19 protein-coding genes are annotated in these 23,175 nt (G+C 38.8%); 2 read left to right on the top strand and 17 right to left on the bottom strand.

Annotated features, from left to right (window positions below; genetic code table 11):
- The 7 genes from I6751_RS05205 to I6751_RS05175 all read right to left on the bottom strand — a co-directional run bounded on the left by I6751_RS05205 (position 1) and on the right by I6751_RS05175 (position 7,235).
- The gene (locus I6751_RS05205) at positions 1–1,005 is read right to left on the bottom strand and encodes a glycosyltransferase family 8 protein (RefSeq protein WP_196599001.1); all 1,005 of its coding nucleotides are present in this window, start codon (positions 1,003–1,005) and stop codon (positions 1–3) included.
- Between the two features lie 13 nt (positions 1,006–1,018).
- Positions 1,019–2,032 carry a glycosyltransferase family 8 protein gene (locus I6751_RS05200; RefSeq protein WP_196590396.1) on the bottom strand — a complete coding sequence of 338 codons (1,014 nt, stop codon included), beginning with the start codon at positions 2,030–2,032 and terminating at the stop codon, positions 1,019–1,021.
- 4 nt (positions 2,033–2,036) lie between these two features.
- The gene (locus I6751_RS05195; RefSeq protein WP_196590395.1) at positions 2,037–3,110 is read right to left on the bottom strand and encodes a glycosyltransferase family 9 protein; all 1,074 of its coding nucleotides are present in this window, start codon (positions 3,108–3,110) and stop codon (positions 2,037–2,039) included.
- Between the two features lie 219 nt (positions 3,111–3,329).
- On the bottom strand, positions 3,330–4,919 hold the full coding sequence (locus I6751_RS05190) for a DUF4127 family protein (RefSeq protein WP_196590394.1): 1,590 nt from the start codon (positions 4,917–4,919) through the stop codon (positions 3,330–3,332).
- Between the two features lie 363 nt (positions 4,920–5,282).
- Positions 5,283–5,993, bottom strand: coding sequence for a GntR family transcriptional regulator (locus I6751_RS05185; protein ID WP_196590393.1), 711 nt, complete (start codon positions 5,991–5,993; stop codon positions 5,283–5,285).
- Positions 5,993–6,301, bottom strand: coding sequence for a PTS sugar transporter subunit IIB (locus I6751_RS05180; RefSeq protein WP_196590392.1), 309 nt, complete (start codon positions 6,299–6,301; stop codon positions 5,993–5,995). The genes I6751_RS05185 and I6751_RS05180 overlap by 1 nt, the downstream gene beginning before the upstream one ends.
- 220 nt (positions 6,302–6,521) lie before the next feature.
- Complete coding sequence (locus I6751_RS05175; protein ID WP_196590391.1) at positions 6,522–7,235, bottom strand: GntR family transcriptional regulator; 714 nt, start codon at positions 7,233–7,235, stop codon at positions 6,522–6,524.
- Between the two features lie 438 nt (positions 7,236–7,673).
- Here I6751_RS05175 and I6751_RS05170 point away from each other — a divergent pair, with 438 nt between their 5' ends.
- Positions 7,674–9,020 (top strand): S-layer homology domain-containing protein, encoded by a 1,347-nt coding sequence (locus I6751_RS05170; RefSeq protein ID WP_196590390.1) that lies wholly within the window; start codon positions 7,674–7,676, stop codon positions 9,018–9,020.
- Positions 9,021–9,347: 327 nt separating this feature from the next.
- Here I6751_RS05170 and I6751_RS05165 read toward each other — a convergent pair whose 3' ends face one another.
- The 6 genes from I6751_RS05165 to I6751_RS05140 form a co-directional block, all read right to left on the bottom strand.
- The gene (locus I6751_RS05165) at positions 9,348–12,014 is read right to left on the bottom strand and encodes a glycosyl hydrolase (RefSeq protein WP_196590389.1); all 2,667 of its coding nucleotides are present in this window, start codon (positions 12,012–12,014) and stop codon (positions 9,348–9,350) included.
- Between the two features lie 14 nt (positions 12,015–12,028).
- Entirely contained in the window at positions 12,029–12,649 is a 621-nt protein-coding gene (locus I6751_RS05160; RefSeq protein ID WP_196590388.1) for a hypothetical protein, read from the bottom strand.
- Positions 12,650–12,881: 232 nt separating this feature from the next.
- Positions 12,882–14,261, bottom strand: coding sequence for a glycoside hydrolase family 26 protein (locus I6751_RS05155; RefSeq protein WP_196590387.1), 1,380 nt, complete (start codon positions 14,259–14,261; stop codon positions 12,882–12,884).
- Between the two features lie 129 nt (positions 14,262–14,390).
- A complete protein-coding gene (locus I6751_RS05150; protein WP_196590386.1) occupies positions 14,391–15,794 on the bottom strand; it encodes a glycoside hydrolase family 1 protein in 1,404 nt (467 codons plus the stop codon).
- 199 nt (positions 15,795–15,993) lie between these two features.
- Complete coding sequence (locus tag I6751_RS05145) at positions 15,994–16,323, bottom strand: PTS lactose/cellobiose transporter subunit IIA (protein ID WP_196590385.1); 330 nt, start codon at positions 16,321–16,323, stop codon at positions 15,994–15,996.
- Between the two features lie 136 nt (positions 16,324–16,459).
- Positions 16,460–17,782, bottom strand: a complete 1,323-nt coding sequence (locus I6751_RS05140; protein WP_196590384.1) for a PTS sugar transporter subunit IIC — start codon at positions 17,780–17,782, stop codon at positions 16,460–16,462.
- A 371-nt stretch (positions 17,783–18,153) separates the two neighbouring features.
- Between I6751_RS05140 and I6751_RS05135 the strand changes: the two genes are divergently transcribed.
- Positions 18,154–19,818: a ribonuclease J gene (locus I6751_RS05135; protein WP_269140837.1), complete on the top strand. Its 1,665-nt coding sequence runs from the start codon at positions 18,154–18,156 to the stop codon at positions 19,816–19,818.
- 207 nt (positions 19,819–20,025) lie between these two features.
- Here I6751_RS05135 and manZ read toward each other — a convergent pair whose 3' ends face one another.
- The 4 genes from manZ to I6751_RS05115 all read right to left on the bottom strand — a co-directional run bounded on the left by manZ (position 20,026) and on the right by I6751_RS05115 (position 22,860).
- A complete protein-coding gene (gene manZ / locus I6751_RS05130; protein ID WP_196590382.1) occupies positions 20,026–20,847 on the bottom strand; it encodes a PTS mannose transporter subunit IID in 822 nt (273 codons plus the stop codon).
- Between the two features lie 20 nt (positions 20,848–20,867).
- Positions 20,868–21,683, bottom strand: a complete 816-nt coding sequence (locus I6751_RS05125; RefSeq protein WP_196590381.1) for a PTS mannose/fructose/sorbose transporter subunit IIC — start codon at positions 21,681–21,683, stop codon at positions 20,868–20,870.
- Positions 21,684–21,937: 254 nt separating this feature from the next.
- Positions 21,938–22,417 carry a mannose/fructose/sorbose PTS transporter subunit IIB gene (locus tag I6751_RS05120; RefSeq protein WP_182186257.1) on the bottom strand — a complete coding sequence of 160 codons (480 nt, stop codon included), beginning with the start codon at positions 22,415–22,417 and terminating at the stop codon, positions 21,938–21,940.
- On the bottom strand, positions 22,417–22,860 hold the full coding sequence (locus tag I6751_RS05115; RefSeq protein ID WP_182186259.1) for a PTS sugar transporter subunit IIA: 444 nt from the start codon (positions 22,858–22,860) through the stop codon (positions 22,417–22,419). Before I6751_RS05115 ends, I6751_RS05120 begins: the two co-directional genes overlap by 1 nt.
- Between the last annotated feature and the right edge of the window lie 315 nt (positions 22,861–23,175).

Genomic DNA, 23,175 nt, shown 5'->3' with positions numbered 1-23,175 from the left:
TTACAGTTTATATTTTCCCTTGATATACTGCCAGTACCAATATAACGATTTTTTTATTTTCCCTTCATTTCTGAGTATCTCCGCATACCATCTTTTATGATGATAATTTTGGGGTAACTCCAAAGGCATTTCTCTCCATGGTGACAACTTTTCGTATTTATTATAAATATTTTCCATATATGGCCTTTTTTCATACTGCCATAATATACTCCATGGTTTAGGGTGATTTGCAAAGTGTATTAATTTAATCTCTTTCAATTTATTTTTTATTACTTCTTCTGGTTCACACCATAAACCGATATTATTATAAATATCACTTAAATAGAAATGTGGTTTTTGGGAAAATACTATATTTAATATATCTTGGTCAAGAAGTGTAGGCTTAATTTTTATCAAAGAAAGCAGTTTTTCAGTTAAGCATTCATTTTTCCATTTCTCAACATTTATCAACATTACTCCTGCATTAAAATATACATAGTCTCTTAGTTTCAACATTTTCGTCTTTTTTATACAAACCTGTTCAAAATCTTTGACGACACCAACTATTGAATCTTCCATTTTTACATTAAGTAACTCTGAAATATCAGCTATACAAATGATATCAATATCCAAGTAAAGAAACTTATCAATTTCCAGTATATATGGAAAAAATATTCTATACCATGTTGGTAGGGGAAATACAGAAGTAGTTGCCAAGTTACGCAACAGAGGAGACTTGATATCTAAAAAATACATATTTATATCAATTTTATATTGTTGTGCTAAACTCTCAAATCTGTGTATGTTTTCCTCTGATATATCATTGCATAACAAATGAAAAACAAATTTTTTATCTTTGTTATTTTCACAAATAGATGTTATTGATGTACCTGTCATACGTGCTGCATTATTATCCAGTCCGTAACCGATATGTCCCGCAATATTATCTTCATTTTCTATAAACGAAAATTTTTCCCGTTCTATTATTGATTGTAAAAACATATGCTTTATTACAAATTCATCCACACATTTTCCTCCTTTATTTTTGGATATACTTTTTCACAACCGACCTATATACCCAGTAAAGGCTTGTAAAAAAGACTCCTTTTTTCATGAAATATTTAGCATAAAGCCTCATCTGTCGATACTTGGCAGGTCTTGTATCAAGAGGAGTATCTTTCCAAGGAGACAGTTTCCAGTATTTACGAAAATATCTGGCCAAAGGATGAAAGCACCATTCATGCCACGGTTTGTTAAAACCATGATAATGGAGAAAAATCGTATCTACCGGTATCTTCTCTACTTTTGCATTTTTTTTCAGGCTTATATTACATAAAAAATTATACGAAGGAGCCAAATGTATAGCTTTGTCCTTTAATATTACATTTAATGCATCTTGATCAAAACATTGGAATGCATATCCATATATTTTTTTTCGCTCAGGATGCTCATTTACCTCACGAAGCAGGGCAATACATTTTTCTGAAATCTGTTGATGCAGCCACTGCTGTACATCAATATACATCATACCACTGTTAAAATACCCTGTATTGGCAGCAGTTAATACAGGCTGGTTATTCTTATCCAGTCTAAAGTCTTCTACCACACATGCTGCAGTTCCAGCAAAAGCTATATTAGAAAAGGAGTCCAACGAATTCAGGCATATTATATCAGCATCTAAATAGAGGCATCTTGATGCAATATTTTTCAGCTGATATGGTATCACAAATCGATAATAAGCGGCAATTGTAAATTCCCTGTCGTCAAGTCCGGTAAAAATGCTATTATCTATCCCATAAATAGTTATCGACGTATTATAAGAAAATAATAAGGCCATAAACTTTTTATTTTCTTCAAGTGCAATCGAACCATCGATAAATATATGAAAAGCGATTTTTAAATCACGATTGTTTTCTAATATGGAAGTAATCAGCACTCCTACCGGATATGTAAAATCAGCACTTATCCCAAAAGCAATATGTATATCAGCCTGTTCCGGCGGGAATGCACTATTTGACAAAACGTTTTTTTCTTTTACTGCGTTTTCAAACATTTTACTACGTTCCCTCCATATCTGCCAATACTTTATCACACGCTGCTATTACCTGATTCACTGACACATTTTGTAAACAAGGATAATCTGTACATTTTCTTCTTACCTTATCCTTACAGGGATAACAGCTGATATCCGGGTAAACCACCGCTACATTACCGCCATAAGGAGCCCAGTGCCTGTGCGATGTTCCGGCAAAAACAACTACTTCTTTAGTATTTACTGCCGCTGCTATATGTGCCGTACCGGTATCCACCGATAATAAAAAATCTGTTTTTTGCAAAAGATAACCCAGCTGCGGCAGATTGGTCCTGCCGCAGAGGTTTTTAATATTCATATCGGATTTTCTTATAAATTCCTGCGCATAAGTATAATCATTATTTGAACCTACCGTATAAAAAACAGCATTATTATGTTCTTGCGAGAGTCCCTGCACTGTCTTTATGAACCTGTCTTGCGGCCAGTCCTTATAAGCTATGCCACTTCTTATACACAATGCTATTTTCAATTTATCAGCGGGAAATCCTGACAGCAGTTCATCTATTGTCCTTTTATCTGCCTCAGGTACTTCCGGCATTATCATCCTGGCTGTATCATTTCTCTTAGTTATACGGTTTATAAATATTTCATGGTTTTTTACTTGCTGAGTAGCGGCAAAATCATAGTCAATATCATATATCTGTGTATAGAATAATCTCAAATATATATTGCGCAAGGTTATATTTTCAAAACCTATCCTATTGGGTATCCCAGCCAGATAAGCAAGTATTGCTGAGCGAGGTTTGCCATCTATCACCACCGCCAGATCAAACTGCCTGCTTTTCAGCAGCCCGGCCGTCTGTCGTATTTCAGATATTTTTGCCTTGTGGGAGTAATTATAAAGTAATACTTCGTCAATAACCGGATTATTTTCAACGATTGTTCTGGTCAATGGTTTTACCAGCATTGTTACTTTAGCGTCCGGATACGCTTTTTTTAAAAGGTAAGCCGCTGCTGTAGCCATAATGGTATCGCCGATCTTACGCAGGTTCAATACTAATATGTTTTTGTAAACTACACTTCCAGACTTTTTCTCCATTATAAGCTATAACTTCTCTCTTTTATATAGCGCATATAAAATTTCTTACTGGAATCAACGCTTATATATTCAATATAAATTTAGTTAATTAATGACAGCTTTCTTCTTAATAAAATCAAGTTAGTATAAACTATATACCTAACATACACTTTTTAATTTTACTATAAAAAACCATTATCAACAACCTATAGTTGTATTCAGCTTACATCTGGACTGTATTTATTCTTTTGGTATGATAAAAGCTGCTTCAAAAAGACGATGCCATGGAAATTCAACCCGTACGTTTTTCAATGACTGTTGATTTGGGAACTGTGTTAAACCGTACTTCACGACAGCCTGACGCATCAATTCTGTTGCATACTGCTGTGCCTGTATAATACGTGTCTTTGTATCGCCATAGTCGCCTTCACCAGTAAAACTATCCATTTTATTAGCAACCTGCTGACGAATATTGGCCTGATAAAGCCAGTCATCCAGATAACGCGGCACTAACATCTCAATTGTTTCATCTTTATCAGCATAAGAAGCGAGCATCCCCATAGCTATAGCATAACCACTGCTGTTAGTCGGTGTATTCCAGCCGGCATAAGCTCCAAGTTTTGCCAAATATCCTTTTTGCCACAGTATATTCATTAGTGCATTGTCTGCACCATTACCGAAGTCGATATCTGCTATACCGACATTTTTACCTTCTGCCAGATACCTTCCGGTCATTTCAACAAAGGATACTGTATTGGCACGTGGTGTAAGAGTATTATCCGGATCATTGGCTGCATAAGTTACACCTTTTTCATCGGTGTCGAGCAACAACACCAAATCAGCCCTTTTGTCGTTATTTATCTGCAACCCGCCGGCCACATTTATATGTGTTTTTACTGAGTCTTTTATCGGTTCATTGGAATAAGCCGGTATGGTATCCGCCCCTATTCCGGCAGCATAGTGTGCGCTGACAAAAGGAATGTCCCCCTTGAGTTGGTTGACAGCACGTGCCAGCATTATCATCCCCAGTTCGTCCACGCCGGCCACTGATTTATAAGAATCAACGGCACCGGCGAACTTGTCAAGCGCCCGGCGTTCTCTGTCTGTCTGTGAGTACCGGGCATTATCGTCACAGCCTAAGACCAAATAAGAAATAGCCTTATCTCTTGTAAGACTTATCAAGTATTTGTTTACAGTAAAATTCCCTGCCCGACGTGACAACCAGTCATTAATAGATGCCTGTGGAATAGCTTTTTTCAGGTCGTCCATTTCCCTTATCTCTTTTTTTGTCAATCCATCTTTTTCCTGCTTGTCTGAAAGCGCCGTGTACCGGGCTATTTGTGTACCGTAAACACGGTAATAGTCTGGTTCCTCAGAAGATGCCTCACTAGTCTGGGGCGTGCGCATAATCGAGCCAAAAACATAAACCGGCAAATAAGGGTATTTTTGATGCAGAGCAGAAAAAACCTGAGCTCTATGCTGCAGCACATCTGCCGGTATATTATGCTTGCGTGAAGCCACAAGGCTGCCATATACTAAGGAATCCGCTGACAAAACCGCAAAATCAGCCTTACTGGCATTTGCCATTACCCATTCTTCCAGAGCTTCCGGATGACCTAAATCGTCACGGCTTCCCAGTAAGTTTTCCGGTGGTGTTATCACATTATAGCCAAGCGCCCGGATATTATCCGCTGTCTGCTGAAAAGAAATAGGACGGTTATCATGCGGTACAAACAAGATTGTATTATTAAACTGAGCTGATGCCGTGCCGGCAGTCATACTGCCGCCAATGACGAAAAAAAGAAATATAAGAAATTTTATAAACTTCAATGTTAAGATCCTCCTGTAATGTTCTACTTATAAAATTGTGTTAGTCAGCGTTATACCAATCGGTAAAAGTTGTCAAATCTATGCAACCCACCACCATGCGGTGCACAGTTTCCCGCCTTTCTGTGCGGACAAAAGGTAAGAGCGGTTCAAGTTTATTGTACTAGTCAACCAAAACCAAGTACGAAGTTCAATTCATATAATTATACGATTTTATTATACTACCTGTCCATTACCCTGTTCAAACAAAATATTTCAACTGTCCTCACTATAAAAACAATAAAATGCTCTGCCGAATCAATCATTTAGTTAACCTCAAATGATTCTCAACAGAGCATTATTCAATCTGTGTTCTATTCCATTTTCTTATCTTACACTTACACTTTTGAAAGCTATCTTGTCACCGCGATGTCTGGATACGGAGTATTCAAACGGCCGTCCATCATCCAAAAAGGCAATCTGCTCTATCTCCAGCAGCGGCAGTGTGCTTTCAATACCCAGATAGGCCTTCTCTTCCTTACTCGGCATAACAGCACATATTCTCCTGTGTGCTGATTGAATTTTCAGTTTCAATTCATTTTGAATATAAGCATAAATAGATTTTTTCAATATTTCCTTTTTTAAACCAGGGATAAGCTGTATCGGCATCTTCATATACTCTATTACTATTGGAACATCCAATGCACAGCGAACCCGCACGACATCATAGACAAAATCATCCGACTTTAAAAGCAATTTAGCGGCAATATCTTCTTTAGGATGTACTATAGAAAATTTTATTATCTTAGAAGTTACTTTTTTCCCTTGATAGCTTTCAGTAAATCCCTCAAACTGCCTCGACATACTTAAAGCCTTCATATCACTATCTTCAACCGATTTCACAAAGGTGCCTGATCCGCGCCGCTTAACGATCAGTCCCTGCTTGACAAGCTCATCGACAGCCCGTTTTACCGTTATCCGACTGACTGAATACTTTTCACACAGTTCCCTTTCCAAAGCGATCTGTGTGCCGGGAGGATATTCTCCACTTACTATCTTCTTACGAAGTTCATTAGCAATGTTTTGGTACTTTACCATTATTTATTGCCGACAAGTTTCAGTGCTTTTTCCAAAACCTTTTTACCATTGATCATACCGTAGTCTCTCATATCGATTACTTCTACCGGGCATTTATCATTTATTATCTTTTTTACATCATTGAGCATATGGCGGATCTGAGGTCCCAGCAAAACCACATCAGCAGTATCTACCTTTTCATCCAGAATCTCCACTGAAAAAGCTTCCACATGTATGTCTGATAAATTCTGCTTTTCTGCTTCATCCTGCATTTTTTTAACCAAAATCGATGTTGACATCCCGGCATTGCATACTAAATATATATTCATTTATTTTCCTCCTAAAATTGACTATTACATTTTTATATTATAGAATTTAATATATCTTTTGTCAATAAAATGACATATCTTTTACTAGAATATTTTTAAATAAATACATATGAGAAATAAAATAGTTAAACCTTAGATTGTAGTGACTTTTATATAAAAAATATCTTTCATAAAATCCATATAGTTTCCAAATTGAGTCACAAAATCAAAACTTTTTTCATTAACGAATACTTACTGTTTTAAATGCTATTTTATCTCCACGATGCCGTGATATTGAATATTCAAACGGGCTGCCATCATCAAGGAAAGCAACCTGTTCTATCTCCAGCAGAGGTAACTCTTTATCAATTTTTAAATATTTTTTTTCTAAAGAAGTTGGCATTACCGCACGAATAGTGCGATGAGCTGATTGAATTTTAAGATGCAGCTTATCTTGTATATAGGAATAAATAGACGATTCGATATGTTCTTTTTTCAAACCGGCAATCAACTGAATAGGCATTTTGGTATATTCAATAACGATTGCTTGGTCATCAGCCGACCGAGCACGTATTATGTCATAGACAAAGTCTTCCGTCGTTAGCTGCAGTTTCGCTGCTACTTCCTTGGATGGGTGATCAATATCAAACTTTATCACCACTGTTCCTATTTCATGTCCCTTGTTTGTTTCTGCAAAACCGGCAAATTGACGCGCCATGCTAAGTTCCCTGATATCTTCTTCATCTTCAATTGATTTTACAAATGTACCGGAACCGCGCCGCTTGACTATCAGTCCCAAATTAACCAATTCATCAACAGCACGTTTGATGGTTATTCTGCTTACGCTATATTCTTCACACATTTCTTTTTCTAAAGATAACTGATCACCGGGCATGTATTTCCCATCAGTTATCTTTTTTTTAATGTCATTTGCAATCGCCTGATATTTAATCATTATCCCACCTCATTTTTATAATATATATTATAACTTAATACGCTTTGACATAACAATACTATTTGTTTGTCATGTCAATAATTTTACTGGTTTTTTATAAATAAATTTTTATTTTAACGTACCTTTCTATTTATATTGTATGTTCCTTAACAAGAAATTTTTCAAATCGGCAAAAACACATACCAAATAAGTACTTTTTAAGTTTTATTTAAAACTAATTCAGATCAATGATTTTTATTAATACTGTCAAACAATAAATGTCTTTATATTTTCATATTTGTAATGTTATATTTTATTTTTGTTATATTTTATTTTTATAAAAGATATATTTTTTATTGACAAACTGACTGTATTGATGTTATATTAACTCTGTTAAGTTAATTAATATGAATATGAATTTTCTGTTATATTCATAAGTAAGGGGAGAAAGGAAAATTTATGAAGAACAAAAGAAAAGTTATTTTATCCACTTTATCCGCACTTATTATTACCACAAGTGCAGCATATGCTGCTTCCGCCGACCAGCTATACTCTGATGTTCCAGCAGACAACTGGGCAGTGGCCGCCGTCACCAAATTAACCAATGATGGTATCATCACAGGCTATGGTGATGGCACATTCCGTGGAGACAGAGCTGTTACTCGTTACGAAATGGCACAAATGATTGCTAGTGCCCGCACTCACTCTGAAAAAGCCAGTGAAGAAGACAAAGCTCTAATTCAGCGTCTATCTAACGAATTCTCTGATGAGTTAACTTCTCTTGGTATTCGCATGTCAAATGTCGAGAAGAAAACTGATAATGTAAAAATAAGTGGTGTTTTCGCTAACAAAGCTATGAAAGGTATTAGCGACAGCCATACTTGGTGGGAAAAAGAAATATTCCTGAATGTCGATGCTGATGTCGGTGACGGATGGGGATTCCACAGTGGTTTAGACTGGAAATGGGGAACCAATACCAAAGGCTGGAATGGAGAAGAATCTTTCTCTGATCTATATGGCACATCCAATAAAGATGTCAATGCTATGATTTATCGCATGTATGCCCAAGGGCCAATAGGCAAAAATATCAATGCCACAATCGGTCTCTTTACTCCTGATTTACAAGATGGTGTTGTTGGTAACGCCCGTACTAAAGGTGTTGCAGTTGATTACAACATGGGTAAAACTACACTTAAGGCTTATACTGGTAAAGTATATGAAAAAAATGCCGATCTGTCTTCTCCTTGGTCAGCCGGTTTTATCCGTCATGGCAATCGCTATGATTTCTATAATGATGGAAGCACAAGAGATGACGCTACACTTCGCGTATATGGTTTTTCTGCAGAACATACTTTTACGCCTAAAACATCTGCCGGGCTCGGTTATTATAGTCTCAAATCCCCGAATGCTTATGATGGCAGATTAGGTATTATCGCTCTTAATGCCCGTCAAAATCTGGCTAAAAATCTTGATCTTACCGGTTTCTATTCTCATGGTAATCAGGATTATCAAAACAAAGCTTACGATCTCAAACTCGTTTACAATGGTAGTCCTTGGGGTGACAAGCGTTGGGGATCATCTATCGGTTATCGGTATCTTGGTTCTGATGCTCTTATTATGTCTAGTATTGTTAACGGTAGTGAAAAACCTGGCAGTAAGGGTATGGAAGCCAGTATTTGGTACCATTTCACAAAGAATATTCAATTGCAAAACTATTTCTTCTTTGGTAAAGCAATTAATTCTGAATATGCTGCAGAAAATCCTCACCATACAGCTTTCTTCTCTAACCTTATCTTTGCCTTCTAATTTCCAATAATTTCCCAATAGTACGCTATTAAAAATTCCTCTTTTTTTACACTGCTGATGCTGGAGAAATCAGCAGTGTATTATTTTACTAAAAAAAGGAATTTTTTTATTTCTCACTTTATGTAAATATATAAAAATGAGGGGCTGTCACACACAAACATTTTCATTCATAAATATACACTATTCCGTTCCCGCTATTTCCTTTTGTAAGGATACAGAACCGGATAATGGCAGTAGATTGCATATTCATGAGGTCAATGTCGTTTGTGCGACAACCCCTTTTCTTCAATTACACTAAATGATTTTTAAAATTTAAATAGCACATTTCTATTTTACGGCTTTAATATCATCAAAATACATCGTCGAATCGACTATGGTATCACCCATTGTATTACAGTATATCGCAAAGTGCTGGATATTGGATTTATCGAATTTGCCATTTTGCTTTCCTTTAAATTGACTGAAAGGAATTGTTACCAGTGTTGGAGTCGTTCCCGCAGTGTATGAAGAAAGATCGACTTCAAAATCTTCACCGTTGGTATTTATCTGAATAATTAATTTTTGTTTTTTACCGTCCGGTGTAAGCCAGAATTGTACAGCGTTGTAGGCCGACCAGTCAGCACCGTTCATATTTTTTATGATACCGGCATAGCCGTTTTTATTTATTTTATAAGTAAAGGCCAGTCCGGTGTCACCGCCTGAATGTTTATCACTCAGAGCAGCGCTTACAGAACATCCTGCACCGTTATTAGTGGAATAAACAGCCTGCAGCAACCCATTGTCACCATAGTAGCCTTCAAAATCATCTACCAGCGATATGTCTTTCGGCGGTTGTGGTATGTTAAATATGACTTTCACACTGTCAGCAGACTTCCCATCAATGACTAAATCTATAGTTCCCATAGATTTGCCAATTTTTGTCAAATCTGCCTGGGTTATCTGCGCACTATATGAACCAACAACGTCTTGTACCGCTTTGGTAGCAGCAACTGATACTCCGTTTTTCTTGTATACAAATTGAACATCATCACTCTTACCTGACACAGTGGCTTTTAGTGTCTGTGGTGTCAAAATTCTGTTGTACGAGTTGGGAGATACAATATATCCGTATGTTTTTACAGCTGCCTGTTCGATAACTTTTATTTTACGATAATCCGGCATTTGTCCGGCAAATATAACTTGCGGCTTATTATAAAAATCAATGAACTGGTTTACCATTTCATGCCCACGGGACGGGCTTACCATATACGGTTCATCAAAATTAGTTTCATCAAAATTGGACCAGGTCATAAAGTAAGCCATACCATGCTGTGACATATTTCTCAGTATTTCATTAAACCAGTCCAAACGCTGGTTGCCCGACTTCAGCATGGCACTGTTGCCGACCAAGATGCCCACTTCAGAAGCTGCCGGAATCTTATCATGATCTTTAGCAAAAGCACTCATAACATTCATTGTAGCATCGAGTGATGTCATCCAGTCATCTGCTTTTGCCGGATCTCTGTGATACATGTCAAATCCAACTATATCAACAAAAGCATCCCCTGGATAGCGTGTCAGGTAATCGGCTTCACTGGTCACAGGGCCGCCCGGGGAATAAACATAAAGGATATTGTGCAGACCTTTAGTATCACGCAGATACTCTTCTGTATACCGGTATAAATTTTTAAACTGGCTCGGTGAACAAAAGGCTGCACCCCACCAAAACCAGCTGCCGTTGCATTCATGGAACGGACGGTATAATACCGGAATGTCTAAGTCCTGCAGCCGTTTATCATATTGGGCTACCATATCAAGATAACCCCGGTATACTCCATTAAGGTCGCCACCCGGCATTATACGTGAAACGACATCACCTGTGGTCACATTTGGCGAATAACCGGAATAATCGTACTGTCCGTTAACTTTTCCTCTTTTAGCCACATCGGCAAAATTTGGCATATGATTTGACAAAGTAATAATAGCCCCTTTTTGCTTGGCCTTTATTGCTACTTGAACAGCCTTGTCAATAAATGTCATTCCTGACGCTTTTTCCTCATCAGTCAGGCTCATTTCACTGCCGGTCAGTGCCAGACCATCGATCCCGACGACAGCCGGATAGTCACCGACCATATCATAAGTATCCGAATCACTTGGTCCAATACCCGCTTTTTTGTGCATATCATTTTGGTGTCCATACAATACTTTCCCGGAACCGGTTATGCTTTTCAAATAGGCAGCTAACTGCGCTGCACTTTCAGAAGCCTTGCCATCGGCAAGATTTATTTGTGCCGGCAGGGCAAGATCAGACAATTCAACCTTATCTTTTTTTATCACCCGGGCTGTTTTCTGGACATATCCATCTTTTACATTTTCATGTCCAAGGGTGATATTGTTTACATACAAAGCTCCTCTGTAGTTAGTGTTGCAGCCGACCACACTGAGTTCCATATAGGTAATATCCGCATCTGCCGTAGTAAATGGCAGGCGAACCGCAACTTTTTTTAAAGAAGTACCGGCTACAGGCTTTGCTGCTGCCATATCCACATCAGTATAGGTATTGACTATCTCTTTGCCGGTATTGGACTTCATATATAACTTAGTTTTAAAAGCCCCTTCCTGCATTGCCGCAGCATCAAAATAAAAATTATACGTCAATACATTATATCCGGTCAATACCAGCGGTGTGCTGTCATTTATCTCACTTGGCCTTATTTTTACTTCGCTCCAGCTTTTATCGGCATCACCGGAAAAATCAACATCGAGTTTTCCGGCACCGCCGACTGCTTTATCATATTCCAGTGACGGTGTACCGGTATAGCCCCATTTACCGCTGTAGTTCCATGATCCAAGGTCATGCGAAAAATTCCAGTTCTTAGCCGCTGTTTTCGCCGCCTCAACTACGTTTACATTAGTGAACTGCACCGACACCGTGTTGACTGCCGGCAAACCACTCCAAAAAAAGCCAGTTGATAATGTCAAAGGCAAAATTTTACTTAATAATTTTTTATTCATTAGATTATTCCTTTTTATTTCTGACCCAGCGTAATATTGTCGACATATACATCACCTTTATAATCAGTAAAACTCCCCACTACACTGACTTCCAGATCAACAGCATCCGCTGTAACCGCATTAAAGGGAACCTTTACTTTTACCTTTTTCAGGCTTGTTCCTGGAACCGATAATCCTGATGCCAGATCGATATCCGGGCAGACATTTACTACTTCCTTACCGTCGGAAGATTTTATATACAGTTTCGTCTTAAACGATCCAACATGCATACTAGCAGGATTATAATAAAAATCGAAAGTCAGATAGTTGCAATTATCCATCTTAAGCGGTGTATTAGGATTTATATCACCATCCGACAGTTTTACTTCGCTCCAGCTTTCCTTAGATACACTGGAATAATCTACTGCAATCTTTATTGCACCGTCGCCTACCGACGAATCATATGTTACTGCCGGTATTCCGTTATAATCCCAAATACCGTTAAACTTCCACGCACCAAGTCCTTGTGAAAAATCCCAGGTTATCGGAGTGGTTGCTGCATCAGCAAATGCCGTTGCAGCAGGAAGCCCACCGGTAAATAAAACTGCTGATAAAGCTAGTGGCAATATTTTTTTTAAAATTCTCTCTCTATTCATGATTTATTTTCCTCTCGTTTATTAAAACGTGTCTAATATTTCTTCAAAACAAAGTGGTGGGGCTGTCATATGTAATATATAATTCAAACAAATAGATAATTTCTATAGCCACCCAACAAAGTAAACCTCACTCTTAATTAGAAACGGGCAGATTCTAAGAATATTACATATTTATTAATAATACTGCATATGACAGCCCCTAGCATAAAGGGTATAACATAAATTGGAAAGACTATTTATTAATAATGACCGGAGTCGGCATCTGGCTGTAATCAGTTACACCATCAGCAAATATCGAATCCTTTTCATTATAATAATTAATAAATTTATTTATCATTTCATGTCCGCGAGTTTTACTTACCATATACGGAGCAAAGAAATTATGCGGTTCACGTTCGAAATTTGACCATACCATGAAATATGGCATATCTGTCTTGCCTACCATCTTTGATACTTCGCTGAACCAGTCTTTATCTTTATTGTTTGATACTGCCAGGCTGCCACCGTCACGTATTCCTACTTCTGTGAGAGCCGGTATTTTGTGGTGCAGCTTTGCCGCGTCATTGACTGACTGCAAGGTCAGGGCAAAACCCTTGAACCACGGATCCGATTTAGCCGGTCCGGGTGGATTGTCATCATAAGTATCAACACCCATAATATCGACATATCTGTCACCTGGGTATCTGTCAAGATACTCTTCTTTCGTCTTAAAAGGACCGTTAGGAGAAATAGCATAAAGGAAATTATGTACATTCCTCACGTCACGCAGATATTTTACTGTATAGTGATAAAGATTTACAAATTCCTGTGATGTACAATATTTTGCCCCCCAATAAAACCAATAACCGTTTTGTTCATGGAGTGGCCGATAAATCACCGGAACTCCGGCCTTTTCCAGCTTCAATGCAAAGTCTGCTATCAAGTCAAGATATCCTGTGTAGACATCATTCAAATCTCCGCCGGGTACAATGCGCTGCACTACGTTACCGGTGAATACATTTGGAGAATAGCCGATATAATCATATTTACCATCTTTTTTACCGCGATCTTTTATTTCGGCAAAGTTGGGCATATGCATTGATAAAGTAATTATTGCACCTTCTTTTGACGCTTTAATTGCAATATCGGCCAGTTTATCAACATAAGTGACACCTTTGGCTACTTCACTATCGGTGAGATTCAGTTCCGAACCGGTAAGTGAAAGCGCATCCATACCGACAATGCCGGCTAAAGAACCGGTGACATCTTTAGTATCGGAATTACTTCCGCTGTTAGTTAAAAACATTTTGTGATGTGCATCGTTTTGATGTCCATAAAGAACATAATCAGTCTTCCCTAAGGCAGCCAGATATTGATACAGTCCGACTGTTTCTTTGGTGGCATTGGGATCGGTCAATATTATTGATTTGGGCGCCTTATCTGCCAGTTCACTGACCGTGGGAGCTTCAACTCTTGCCTTGGCATTATCCGGCACAGCTTTCTTTTCAACATATATTTTACTATCTGGATTTTCCCATGCAGTATCATCCGTCTTTGCTGCAAAAGCAGTACTGGAAACCGCTCCGATAAACGCGCACATAACTGCTGTTTTCAATAATCTTTTTAATCTCATTATTCAGTCTCCTCTCTTTTATTTAAAATACTATGATAATTTACTTAATATATACAAGAAACCTATATCTTAATACCCTTCCTTTTTACCCGCCGATCATAGCTAGGCCATGACCGGTGGGCTCTAATCTCAGAAACCATTTTGCTGTGCTACTTTTTTGATCCAATAACCTGATTTTTTAATGGTCTTTATCTGGGTCGCAAGGTCCACGGCTATATAACCATAGCGGTTTTTATAGGCATTGGACCAAGACCAGCAGTCTATCGGTGTCCAGGCATGGAAGCCAAAGCAATTTGCTCCTTCACTAATTGCCTTATGCAGCCAGGAAAGATGTTCTTCATAAAAATCTATCCGATACTGATCATCAATACTGCCGTCCTTTTGCACATATTTTTCTTCACCTTCAACACCCATGCCGTTTTCTGAAAGATACCATGAGATATTACCATAGTTATTCTTAATATTCATGGCAATATCATAAATGGCCTGGGGATATATCTCCCAGCCGCGGTATGGGTTCATCCGGCATCCTGGCAGTTTATAATCATCAAAATATTTGTCCGGCATCCAGCTTTTAGATTTATCAAAGGGGGCTTCCTTGGCTTTGGCCCGGCGCGGCTGGTAGTAGTTGACTCCCAGATAATCCACCGTATTATTGCGTATTATTGCCAATTCTTCCGGTGTTGCCTCCCACAAGACATCATCTTTTCTCAATACATCTACAAGCGAGCTGGAAAATTCCCCTTTTATAGCCGGATCCAAGAATGAGCGATTAAAAAAGTCTTCGACAAAATTAGCGGCTTTTACGTCGTTTTCCGCTTGGGAACGTGGATAAGAAGGTGTAAGGTTGAGCACCACTCCTATCTTGCCGCCGTTTTCAGCACATCTGGTTTGATGGAAGGCCTCAACGACTTTGGCTGAAGCTAAATTGAGATTATATAATACCTGGACCGCCTTTTTGCCGTCAACAATTTTAGGATAATGGAATTGATAAAGATATTCTCCCTCGACAATTACCATAGGTTCATTAAATGTTATCCAATATTTAACTCTATCACCAAATAATGAAAAACATTTTTGGGCAAATAATACGAACAGCTCTACTACCTTTTTTGATTCCCAACCACCATATTTATCATACAGTTCCACCGGTAAATCAAAATGGTGCAAATTTATCACCGGTATTATACCAGCCTTCAAGAACTCATCAATGACATTATTGTAAAATCTAAGTCCGTCTTCATCCACTTGTGCCGTTTCAAAATCTTTTATCAACCGCGTCCATTGTATTGATGTACGAACAGAATTAAGTCCAATAGACTTCATCATCTGAATATCTTCTTTATAGCTGTTAAAAAAATTGGAAGTCACATTGGGACCGACCTGGTTGAAAAATTCTTGTGGTTCCCTATCAAACCAATAATCGAAAACATTATCGTGTCTCTTATAAAAACGGCCTTCTGTCTGTGGACCAGATGTTGCTGCACCCCACCAAAAATCTGCCGGAAAATTATATTTTATATTCACACCCATTCTTTTTCCTTCCTTTATTGATAAAATTTATGAAATGTTATTTGCTGCTTGTTTACAGAATATTTACTATGTCTGATCACTCGCTGTTAGTTTCCTCAAAGAAGGAAAAATTTATTTCAATAACACGAAATGGCCTATATGCCCTGCCTAGGGTATATTCCTTAAACATTTGTATAATATATGGTTTTAGGACATCCCCTCAGTCAGCTGTTTTTTTACTCAGTGATTCGTACATCTTTACCATCAGCTGTCCCATGTCGCGAATTGCCAAAGCCGTCATGAAATGATCCTGGGCATGTATCAGCAATATTGATTTTTCAACTTCCTTACCATCACATTCGGCGGAAATTAAGGCTGTTTGAATATCATGCGCCGCCCCTATTTCCTTGCCGGCAGCTTCAATTTTTTTGCGGGCTGCTGCTGCATCACCGTTTTCTGCCAAATTATTGACTGCTTCTATTACCATTGATCTGCCTGTGCCGGCGTGTAGTATCAGCTGCATGGATTGTTCTACAATTTTTTCATCCACTTTTCCAAATCTCCTATTCTTTATATTTTTATATTCGTAAATATTGTCAATCCGTATATCTTCCAATGGGAGAGTTTACGGCTTTCACTACAATGCTGTTCATGCGGCAGCCCCAGGAAAATTTATCTCTTTACAATCATGAGTCTGCCGTTTCCTCTTCAGCATCTTTTATCCGATTTGAGGCAATAACAAAGGGTGCATAAATAAATACATCCATTATAAGCCATACTATCTGCAATAGTCCACCGGCTATTGACCCTGTACCAATAGTTGCGCCAAAGAACAACGGCATCGTCCATGGCACCACATATTTAAAAATAGGGACCAACCCTGACGATATTGCCAGCCATCCCACCACCGTGTTAGCCAGCGGTGCTATTATATAAGGTACTAATAAAATTGGATTGAGAACTATCGGTAAACCAAAGGCCATCGGTTCTTGTATATTGAACAGCATTGCCGGAGCACCAAGCTTGGCCACTGCCCGCCAGCTTTCTTTTTTTGAAAATATGAATATGGCTATTACAAGCCCCATAATATGCATTAGACCGGCTTCGAAGAATCCATTGCTGAAAATATATGATGCCGTGCCTGCCTGATTAGCAAGCTGTGCGGGCATATAAACTGTATTTTGAATGGCAGCCGTAACATTGTGTCCATGAATACCGAACCACCAAAAAAACCATACTACAAACTGATACAACAAAGAAAAACCTAACCCCTGTGAAAATCCCATCAATGGTGCCTGAATGATTTTATAAATAAGATCGTTCAATGGCGGAACATCATACCATGACAAAAAGGCTGCAAAAATCGCAAAACCACCTAAAGTTATTAGCACAGGTACAAGTATGGCAAAAGACTGTGCTACTGCCGGTGGTACCGTTTCCGGCATATTAATCCGTATTTTCTTATTGTTCGATAATTTCACAAATACCCATGAAGCCACAGTTGCCACTACCAAGGCCGAAAGCACACCTTTATTGCCGAAATAATCCAATCCGAATCCACCGGCTTTGCCTATTGACTGCGGTGTCACTATTAAAAAGCAGCCGATACTAGTCAGTGTCGTGGAAAATTTATCGCCGCCCCAAATTCCACCCAAGCGGTAAGAAAATGCTATTACCAGTAACAAAGAAAAACAACCAAAACCTATTGTTACTACAAGATTGCACAACCCTTGCAGGCTTTTTAGTTTTGCCACAAAAGCTGAAGCCAGATAAGCGTCACCTGTCAAACCGGTTATCTTTCCACCCCAATTCATGCCATCCGGTCCCATAATAGTACCGGTAGGGTCGATTACAACCCATTCAATAATACCGAAAAAAGATCCGACTATTATAAATGGTAAAACCATTGAAAAAGCGTCCCGCATTGCCAGTAAATACTTATTGCTTGATATTTTGGCTGCTATCGGCATCAATACTTTTTCAAATTTTGATATTAGTGCTCCATCCATTCTTTTTCCTCCTGTCATTGTACAACTAAATTTGTATACTTCTATTAACTATCTGCAGTCTTTAACCAGTTATTATGTATATTAATAACAGTTAGCTTTATACTGCAAAATTAAAACTTACCACTATCCCCCTTATCATGACTTTGCAAATTTTACCTGCTTATTATTATAAGATTAAGTATGTCTTTTGTCAATAATGTTATATCTTTTATTTTTTTATGTACTTATATATAAGATAACACATCCGCGTCTTTACAGGTCCTCGTATTAGTTATATAATGGAATGGATAATTATTGTGCGGATATTTCCTATTTTTGAAAAAAGATCACAGATAATTAATTTTATATATATTTTTTGGAGGTGCTATTTTTTGGCAAAAGAACTGCAAAAATTGCAGATTATTCCCTTGGGTGGATTAGGCGAGATAGGCAAAAATATGACGGTGATTCGTTACGGTGATGACATTCTCCTCATTGATGCCGGTCTGATGTTCCCTGATGAAGATATGCCGGGAATTGATCTTGTAATCCCGGATATTTCCTATTTAGTTGAGAACAAAGATAAAATCAAGGCTATAGTATTAACCCATGGACACGAAGATCATATCGGGGCTTTGCCCTATATTTTACGTCAATTTGATGTTCCTGTTTACGGAGCACGGTTGACTTTGGGGATACTGGAAGGACGGTTGCGTGAAAATAACGTTGACTCCAGTAATCTTCATCCCATATCGCATGGTGATATTATCACTGCCGGCTGTTTCAGTGTCGGATTCATCCGCGTTAATCACAGTATACCTGATGCTTGTGCTTTATCAATAAAAACACCGTTGGGGATGATCGTCCACACCGGTGACTTTAAGTTTGACTATACGCCTGTCGACGGCAAAATGACCGATTTCCGGGCTTTTTCTGATTTGGGGAACCGCGGTGTTTTGGTAATGATGGCCGACAGCACCAATGCCGAACGGGAAGGACATACACCAAGTGAAAAAACAGTTGGTGTTGCTTTCGATCGTACTTTCCGGGCTGCCCGTGACCGCATTATTGTTGCCACGTTTTCTTCAAACGTACTTCGTATCCAGCAGGTTATGGATTACGCATTGAAATATCATCGGCACGTCGCAATCCTGGGCCGCAGTATGATAAACGTAGTCAGCATTGCTTTGAAGCTTGGTTATCTCAAAGCTCCGGAAGGTTTGATCATCGATATTGATGAAATAAAAAATCATCCGGCTAACCAAGTCGTAATAATAACGACAGGCAGCCAGGGTGAACCAATGTCGGCACTCACCCGTATGGCTATGTCGGATCATCGTAAGGTTGATATCGTACCCGGTGATACCATTATCATTTCCGCGACACCAATTCCCGGCAATGAAAAATTGGTTGGCCGGACTATTGACAATCTGCTGAAACTTGGTGCCAATGTCATTTATGGCCGGGATCAGGGTATTCATGTATCCGGTCATGCCAGTCGTGAAGAACTAAAACTCATGCATAATCTGGTAAGGCCAAAGTTTTTTATACCGGTGCACGGTGAATATCGTCACCTCGTAAAGCATGCTCAACTGGCAAGAGAAGTCGGTATGGATAAGGATCATATATTTATTGCTGAAAATGGCAGCATCCTGGAATTCACTCGTGATAAGGGTGCCATTGTTGGCAAAGTCCAGTCGGGTAAAGTATTAATCGATGGCCTTGGCGTCGGTGATGTAGGCAACATTGTGCTGCGGGATCGCCGTCAGTTGTCACAAGACGGTATTATAATTGTCGTTATGACGATGGATAAACAAAACTTCCGTCTTGTATCTGGTCCGGATCTTGTTTCACGCGGTTTTGTGTATGTTCGTGAGTCAGAAGAACTTATGAATGCTGCCAAGGAACGAGTGACTGACACTGTTAATAAATGCATGGAAAACAAAGTGACCGAATGGTCAGCAATAAAGACCAGTGTAAGAGAATCGCTGGGACGTTTTCTTTATGAACAGACAAGACGTCGTCCGATGATACTTCCTATTATAATGGAACTTTAATTCTGCAATTTGACAAACAACAAATAAACCTCCCAATCAAATTTTTATTGATTGGGAGGTATTTAAATTATGCCTATAAAGAATCTTAGTCCACAAAATTAAAAGCACCTGTAAAAATTCGCAAGTGCTTTTAATTTATGTGGAAAATAGAATGGGATATAGTAAATAGTGCGAAAATGCAACTATCTCACACTCAGTCTCAGGAAATTACATTCCCAAAATTCCTGTCCAATAACCTAATATACCTACTGCAAACAATCCAAAGATGATCCAGATAGGGTTAACTTTATTCTTCATGAGCTTGATGCATAAGAAGGTCAGCAGTAATGGCAGCAATCCGGGCATCAATTGGTCAAGTATCGTCTGGACAGTTGTTACAGCAACAGTACCATCTTGTTTAGTAATAGTTGATACAACCACCGGTACATTCATCGATGTCCATTTATTAACCAAGGCCCCCATTACGAACAGCCCTAAGATAGAAGCACCTTCTGTTATCTTTTGGAGCTTATTGCCGGCTACGTCGGAAATAACATCTGTACCTTTTTCATAACCATATTTTATACCATACCAGCGAACCAGCAGACGAATCAAGTTGAATAAAACAAAGAATAAAATTGGGCCGAAAAGACTGCCGCCCAATGCAAACGATGCACCGAGTGATGCAGTTATAGGACGGGCAGTTCCCCAGAATATAGGATCCCCAACACCAGCCAAAGGTCCCATCATACCAACTTTCAAACCATTGATAACACCATCACTGATATCCTTACCATTGGCTCTTTGTTCTTCCATAGCTGCCACAACACCAATTATTGGAGCTGTAACAAATGGATGGGTGTTGTAAAATTCCAAATGGCGTTTCAACGCCTGTTTGCGTTCATCACCAGTATATAATCTTTTGATAATAGGAATTACACCAAAGCAAAACCCCAGTGCCTGCATACGTTCCATGTTCCATGAACCTTGTGCAAAGTTAGAGCGAATAAACGTCCAAAAGAAATCACTTTTAGTTAACTTTTTTTCCATGATACTTTCCTCCCTTTCTCTCAGTCATCCAAATCGTCGTCTAAATCATCATCTTTACCACCGGCAGAACTCGCTGCTGGTGCCGCAACTGCAGTTTTGTTGTACTTAGGATTGAGCTGAATATAAACGATAGCCAGTACAAGACCGATTACACCAAAAGCTACAAGATTGAATTTAGTGAACGCTGCAATGACAAATCCAAGGAAGAAGAAAGGCATTAAATAATTTGCCTGCATCATGTTTATAACCATAGCATACCCAACTACTACGATGAATCCGCCGGCTATCTGCAAACCACCGGTTATAACTGGCGGTATAGCATCGAGCAGTGTTTGAACTGCACCGGTTCCAATATACATTGCAACCAATAAAGTAGGAACAGCAACACGCAGTGCCTGGATAACCAAAGCACCTAAATGGCATAAATCAATACCGCGCAGATTGCCTTCTCTGGCAAAAGCATCGGCTCTATGCTGGAAAAACACTGTCAGGGTACGGCATAAAATAGTGAGCACCTGACCTGCTGCTGCCAGCGGCATAGCGATTGCTATACCTGCACCAATGCTTTGATGTCCGGCAATAACCAAAATTGTTGAAATTGTTGATGCCAAAGCCGAATCCGGTGCCATTGCCGCACCTATGTTCATCCAGCCTAAGGCGATCATTTCCAATGTACCACCGATAATGATACCGGTAGTCATATCTCCTAGTATTAATCCGGTAAGTGTGCAGGCGATCAAAGGACGATGTGTTTGGAATTCATCAAGTACGCTCCCCATCCCTGCGATTGCTGAAACAATAAAAATTGCAATAAGTTGAGCACCACTGAGTACCATTGTAAATACCTCCTATATTATTATAAATAACTCCTTCAAATTTCGCAGATAAAGTTTTGCAAGAACTTATATCCTATAAACGACTTACTAGATTCTCTTGTAGCAGCTGTCAGTACAAACACTAAAAATCATACTATAATACCTGCCGCCATATTAAGAAAAATCTTAAAGCTTAATATAAACTATTAGTGCCATTTATAAATGCGAAATTTGAATAAATATTGATACCTTTAGTAATAGGTTCCACAATACATTTATTTTTTAAGAAGGCTCATCATATCAACTTTTTTGTCAGTGTCGACTTTCCTGCATTCCATTTCAATTCCTTTTTCGTGCAGTTTTTCAAATGCAGCTTCATCTTTTTCATCTACGGAAATTGCGCCGCTGACCTGACGTTTACCTTCTTTAAAGCTCATTCCACCAATGTTGATGCTTTTAATATCGACACCGGCTTCAACCATCCGCAGTACACTGGTTGGATTGGTAAATAGCAGCAGACACTTATCATCTGCATATTTAGGGTTATTATAAACACGAACCGCTTTGTCTACGCTTACTACGCTGGATTTTATACCTGGCGGGGCCACCTGCTTGAGTAAAGTTGCCCTAATATTATCAGCTGCTACATCATCATCACAGACAATAATTCTGGTGCATTTAGTAACTTTAGCCCATACGGTCGCAACCTGTCCGTGTATAAGACGGTCATCAATACGTGCTAATACAATATTCATTATAAATCGTCTCCTTCGTTTTCATCTTCTATCACTACCATACTTTTATGAAATTTCTGCACACCGTCACTGGCGGCCTGTATTGCCTTATTCATGGCGTCCATGATTGTGGCATCGGCGTCAGCATACAAACGGTAGTTGATAACTTCCACCAGCATCGGCAGATTTACTCCGGTAACTATGCCGCATTTTTCATTATCGGCTGCTACCCGGCAGGCTGCATTATAAGGACTGCCACCAAATAAATCATTCAATATAATAATTCCATTATCAATGCCGAGTTCAGAAATAGCTTTTTCGTATTTAGTGATCAGGTCATCAGGTCCCTCTCCTGGAACCAGTGTAACGGTTTTTAAATTATCTGGTTTCCCGCAAATCATTGCACAGGTATTAACTAATTCTTCAGCTAAGTGTCCATGAGTAGCTACAATAATTCCAAGCATCTTCTTCCCTCCCTCATCTTTTACTACTTTTAATATGCAAAATGCGTGCCAACTTTTGTGTGTCGGTTCAGGTGCTTTATTTATCAGCGTTTTATAAAGGCTATTTCGATATTGACACACTATCAAGTAACACACTGAAGCACATTCATAATATTTTAACACACTGTCATTGCCGTATTGACACACAAATATTTGGCAGGCAAAAAATATACAGCTTATTCTTTTGTCTACTCTTGGAATCATTAATAAATTACGCTCTTTAAAGCCCTCCTTAACAGGGAGGGTGGCATGGTGTAAGCGCCATGTCGGGAGGGT

Source organism: Pectinatus frisingensis, from assembly GCF_015732285.1.
Taxonomy (GTDB): Bacteria; Bacillota; Negativicutes; order Selenomonadales; family Selenomonadaceae; genus Pectinatus; species Pectinatus frisingensis.
This window is presented reverse-complemented; position numbering and strand designations above follow the sequence as displayed.

Excerpts from the sequence above, each read along its gene's own strand:
- I6751_RS05185 (WP_196590393.1), bottom strand. The coding sequence starts at position 5,993 with ATGGTAAAGTACCAAAACATTGCTAATGAACTTCGTAAGAAGATAGTA.
- I6751_RS05160 (WP_196590388.1), bottom strand. The coding sequence starts at position 12,649 with ATGAATAGAGAGAGAATTTTAAAAAAAATATTGCCACTAGCTTTATCA.
- I6751_RS05140 (WP_196590384.1), bottom strand. The coding sequence starts at position 17,782 with ATGGATGGAGCACTAATATCAAAATTTGAAAAAGTATTGATGCCGATA.
- I6751_RS05200 (WP_196590396.1), bottom strand. The coding sequence starts at position 2,032 with ATGTTTGAAAACGCAGTAAAAGAAAAAAACGTTTTGTCAAATAGTGCA.
- I6751_RS05195 (WP_196590395.1), bottom strand. The coding sequence starts at position 3,110 with ATGGAGAAAAAGTCTGGAAGTGTAGTTTACAAAAACATATTAGTATTG.
- I6751_RS05115 (WP_182186259.1), bottom strand. The coding sequence starts at position 22,860 with ATGCTTGGAATTATTGTAGCTACTCATGGACACTTAGCTGAAGAATTA.
- I6751_RS05125 (WP_196590381.1), bottom strand. The coding sequence starts at position 21,683 with ATGGTACTCAGTGGTGCTCAACTTATTGCAATTTTTATTGTTTCAGCA.
- I6751_RS05165 (WP_196590389.1), bottom strand. The coding sequence starts at position 12,014 with ATGAATAAAAAATTATTAAGTAAAATTTTGCCTTTGACATTATCAACT.
- I6751_RS05150 (WP_196590386.1), bottom strand. The coding sequence starts at position 15,794 with ATGGGTGTGAATATAAAATATAATTTTCCGGCAGATTTTTGGTGGGGT.
- I6751_RS05120 (WP_182186257.1), bottom strand. The coding sequence starts at position 22,417 with ATGAATATTGTATTAGCACGTATTGATGACCGTCTTATACACGGACAG.
- manZ (WP_196590382.1), bottom strand. The coding sequence starts at position 20,847 with ATGGAAAAAAAGTTAACTAAAAGTGATTTCTTTTGGACGTTTATTCGC.
- I6751_RS05180 (WP_196590392.1), bottom strand. The coding sequence starts at position 6,301 with ATGAATATATATTTAGTATGCAATGCCGGGATGTCAACATCGATTTTG.
- I6751_RS05175 (WP_196590391.1), bottom strand. The coding sequence starts at position 7,235 with ATGATTAAATATCAGGCGATTGCAAATGACATTAAAAAAAAGATAACT.
- I6751_RS05170 (WP_196590390.1), top strand. The coding sequence starts at position 7,674 with ATGAAGAACAAAAGAAAAGTTATTTTATCCACTTTATCCGCACTTATT.
- I6751_RS05155 (WP_196590387.1), bottom strand. The coding sequence starts at position 14,261 with ATGAGATTAAAAAGATTATTGAAAACAGCAGTTATGTGCGCGTTTATC.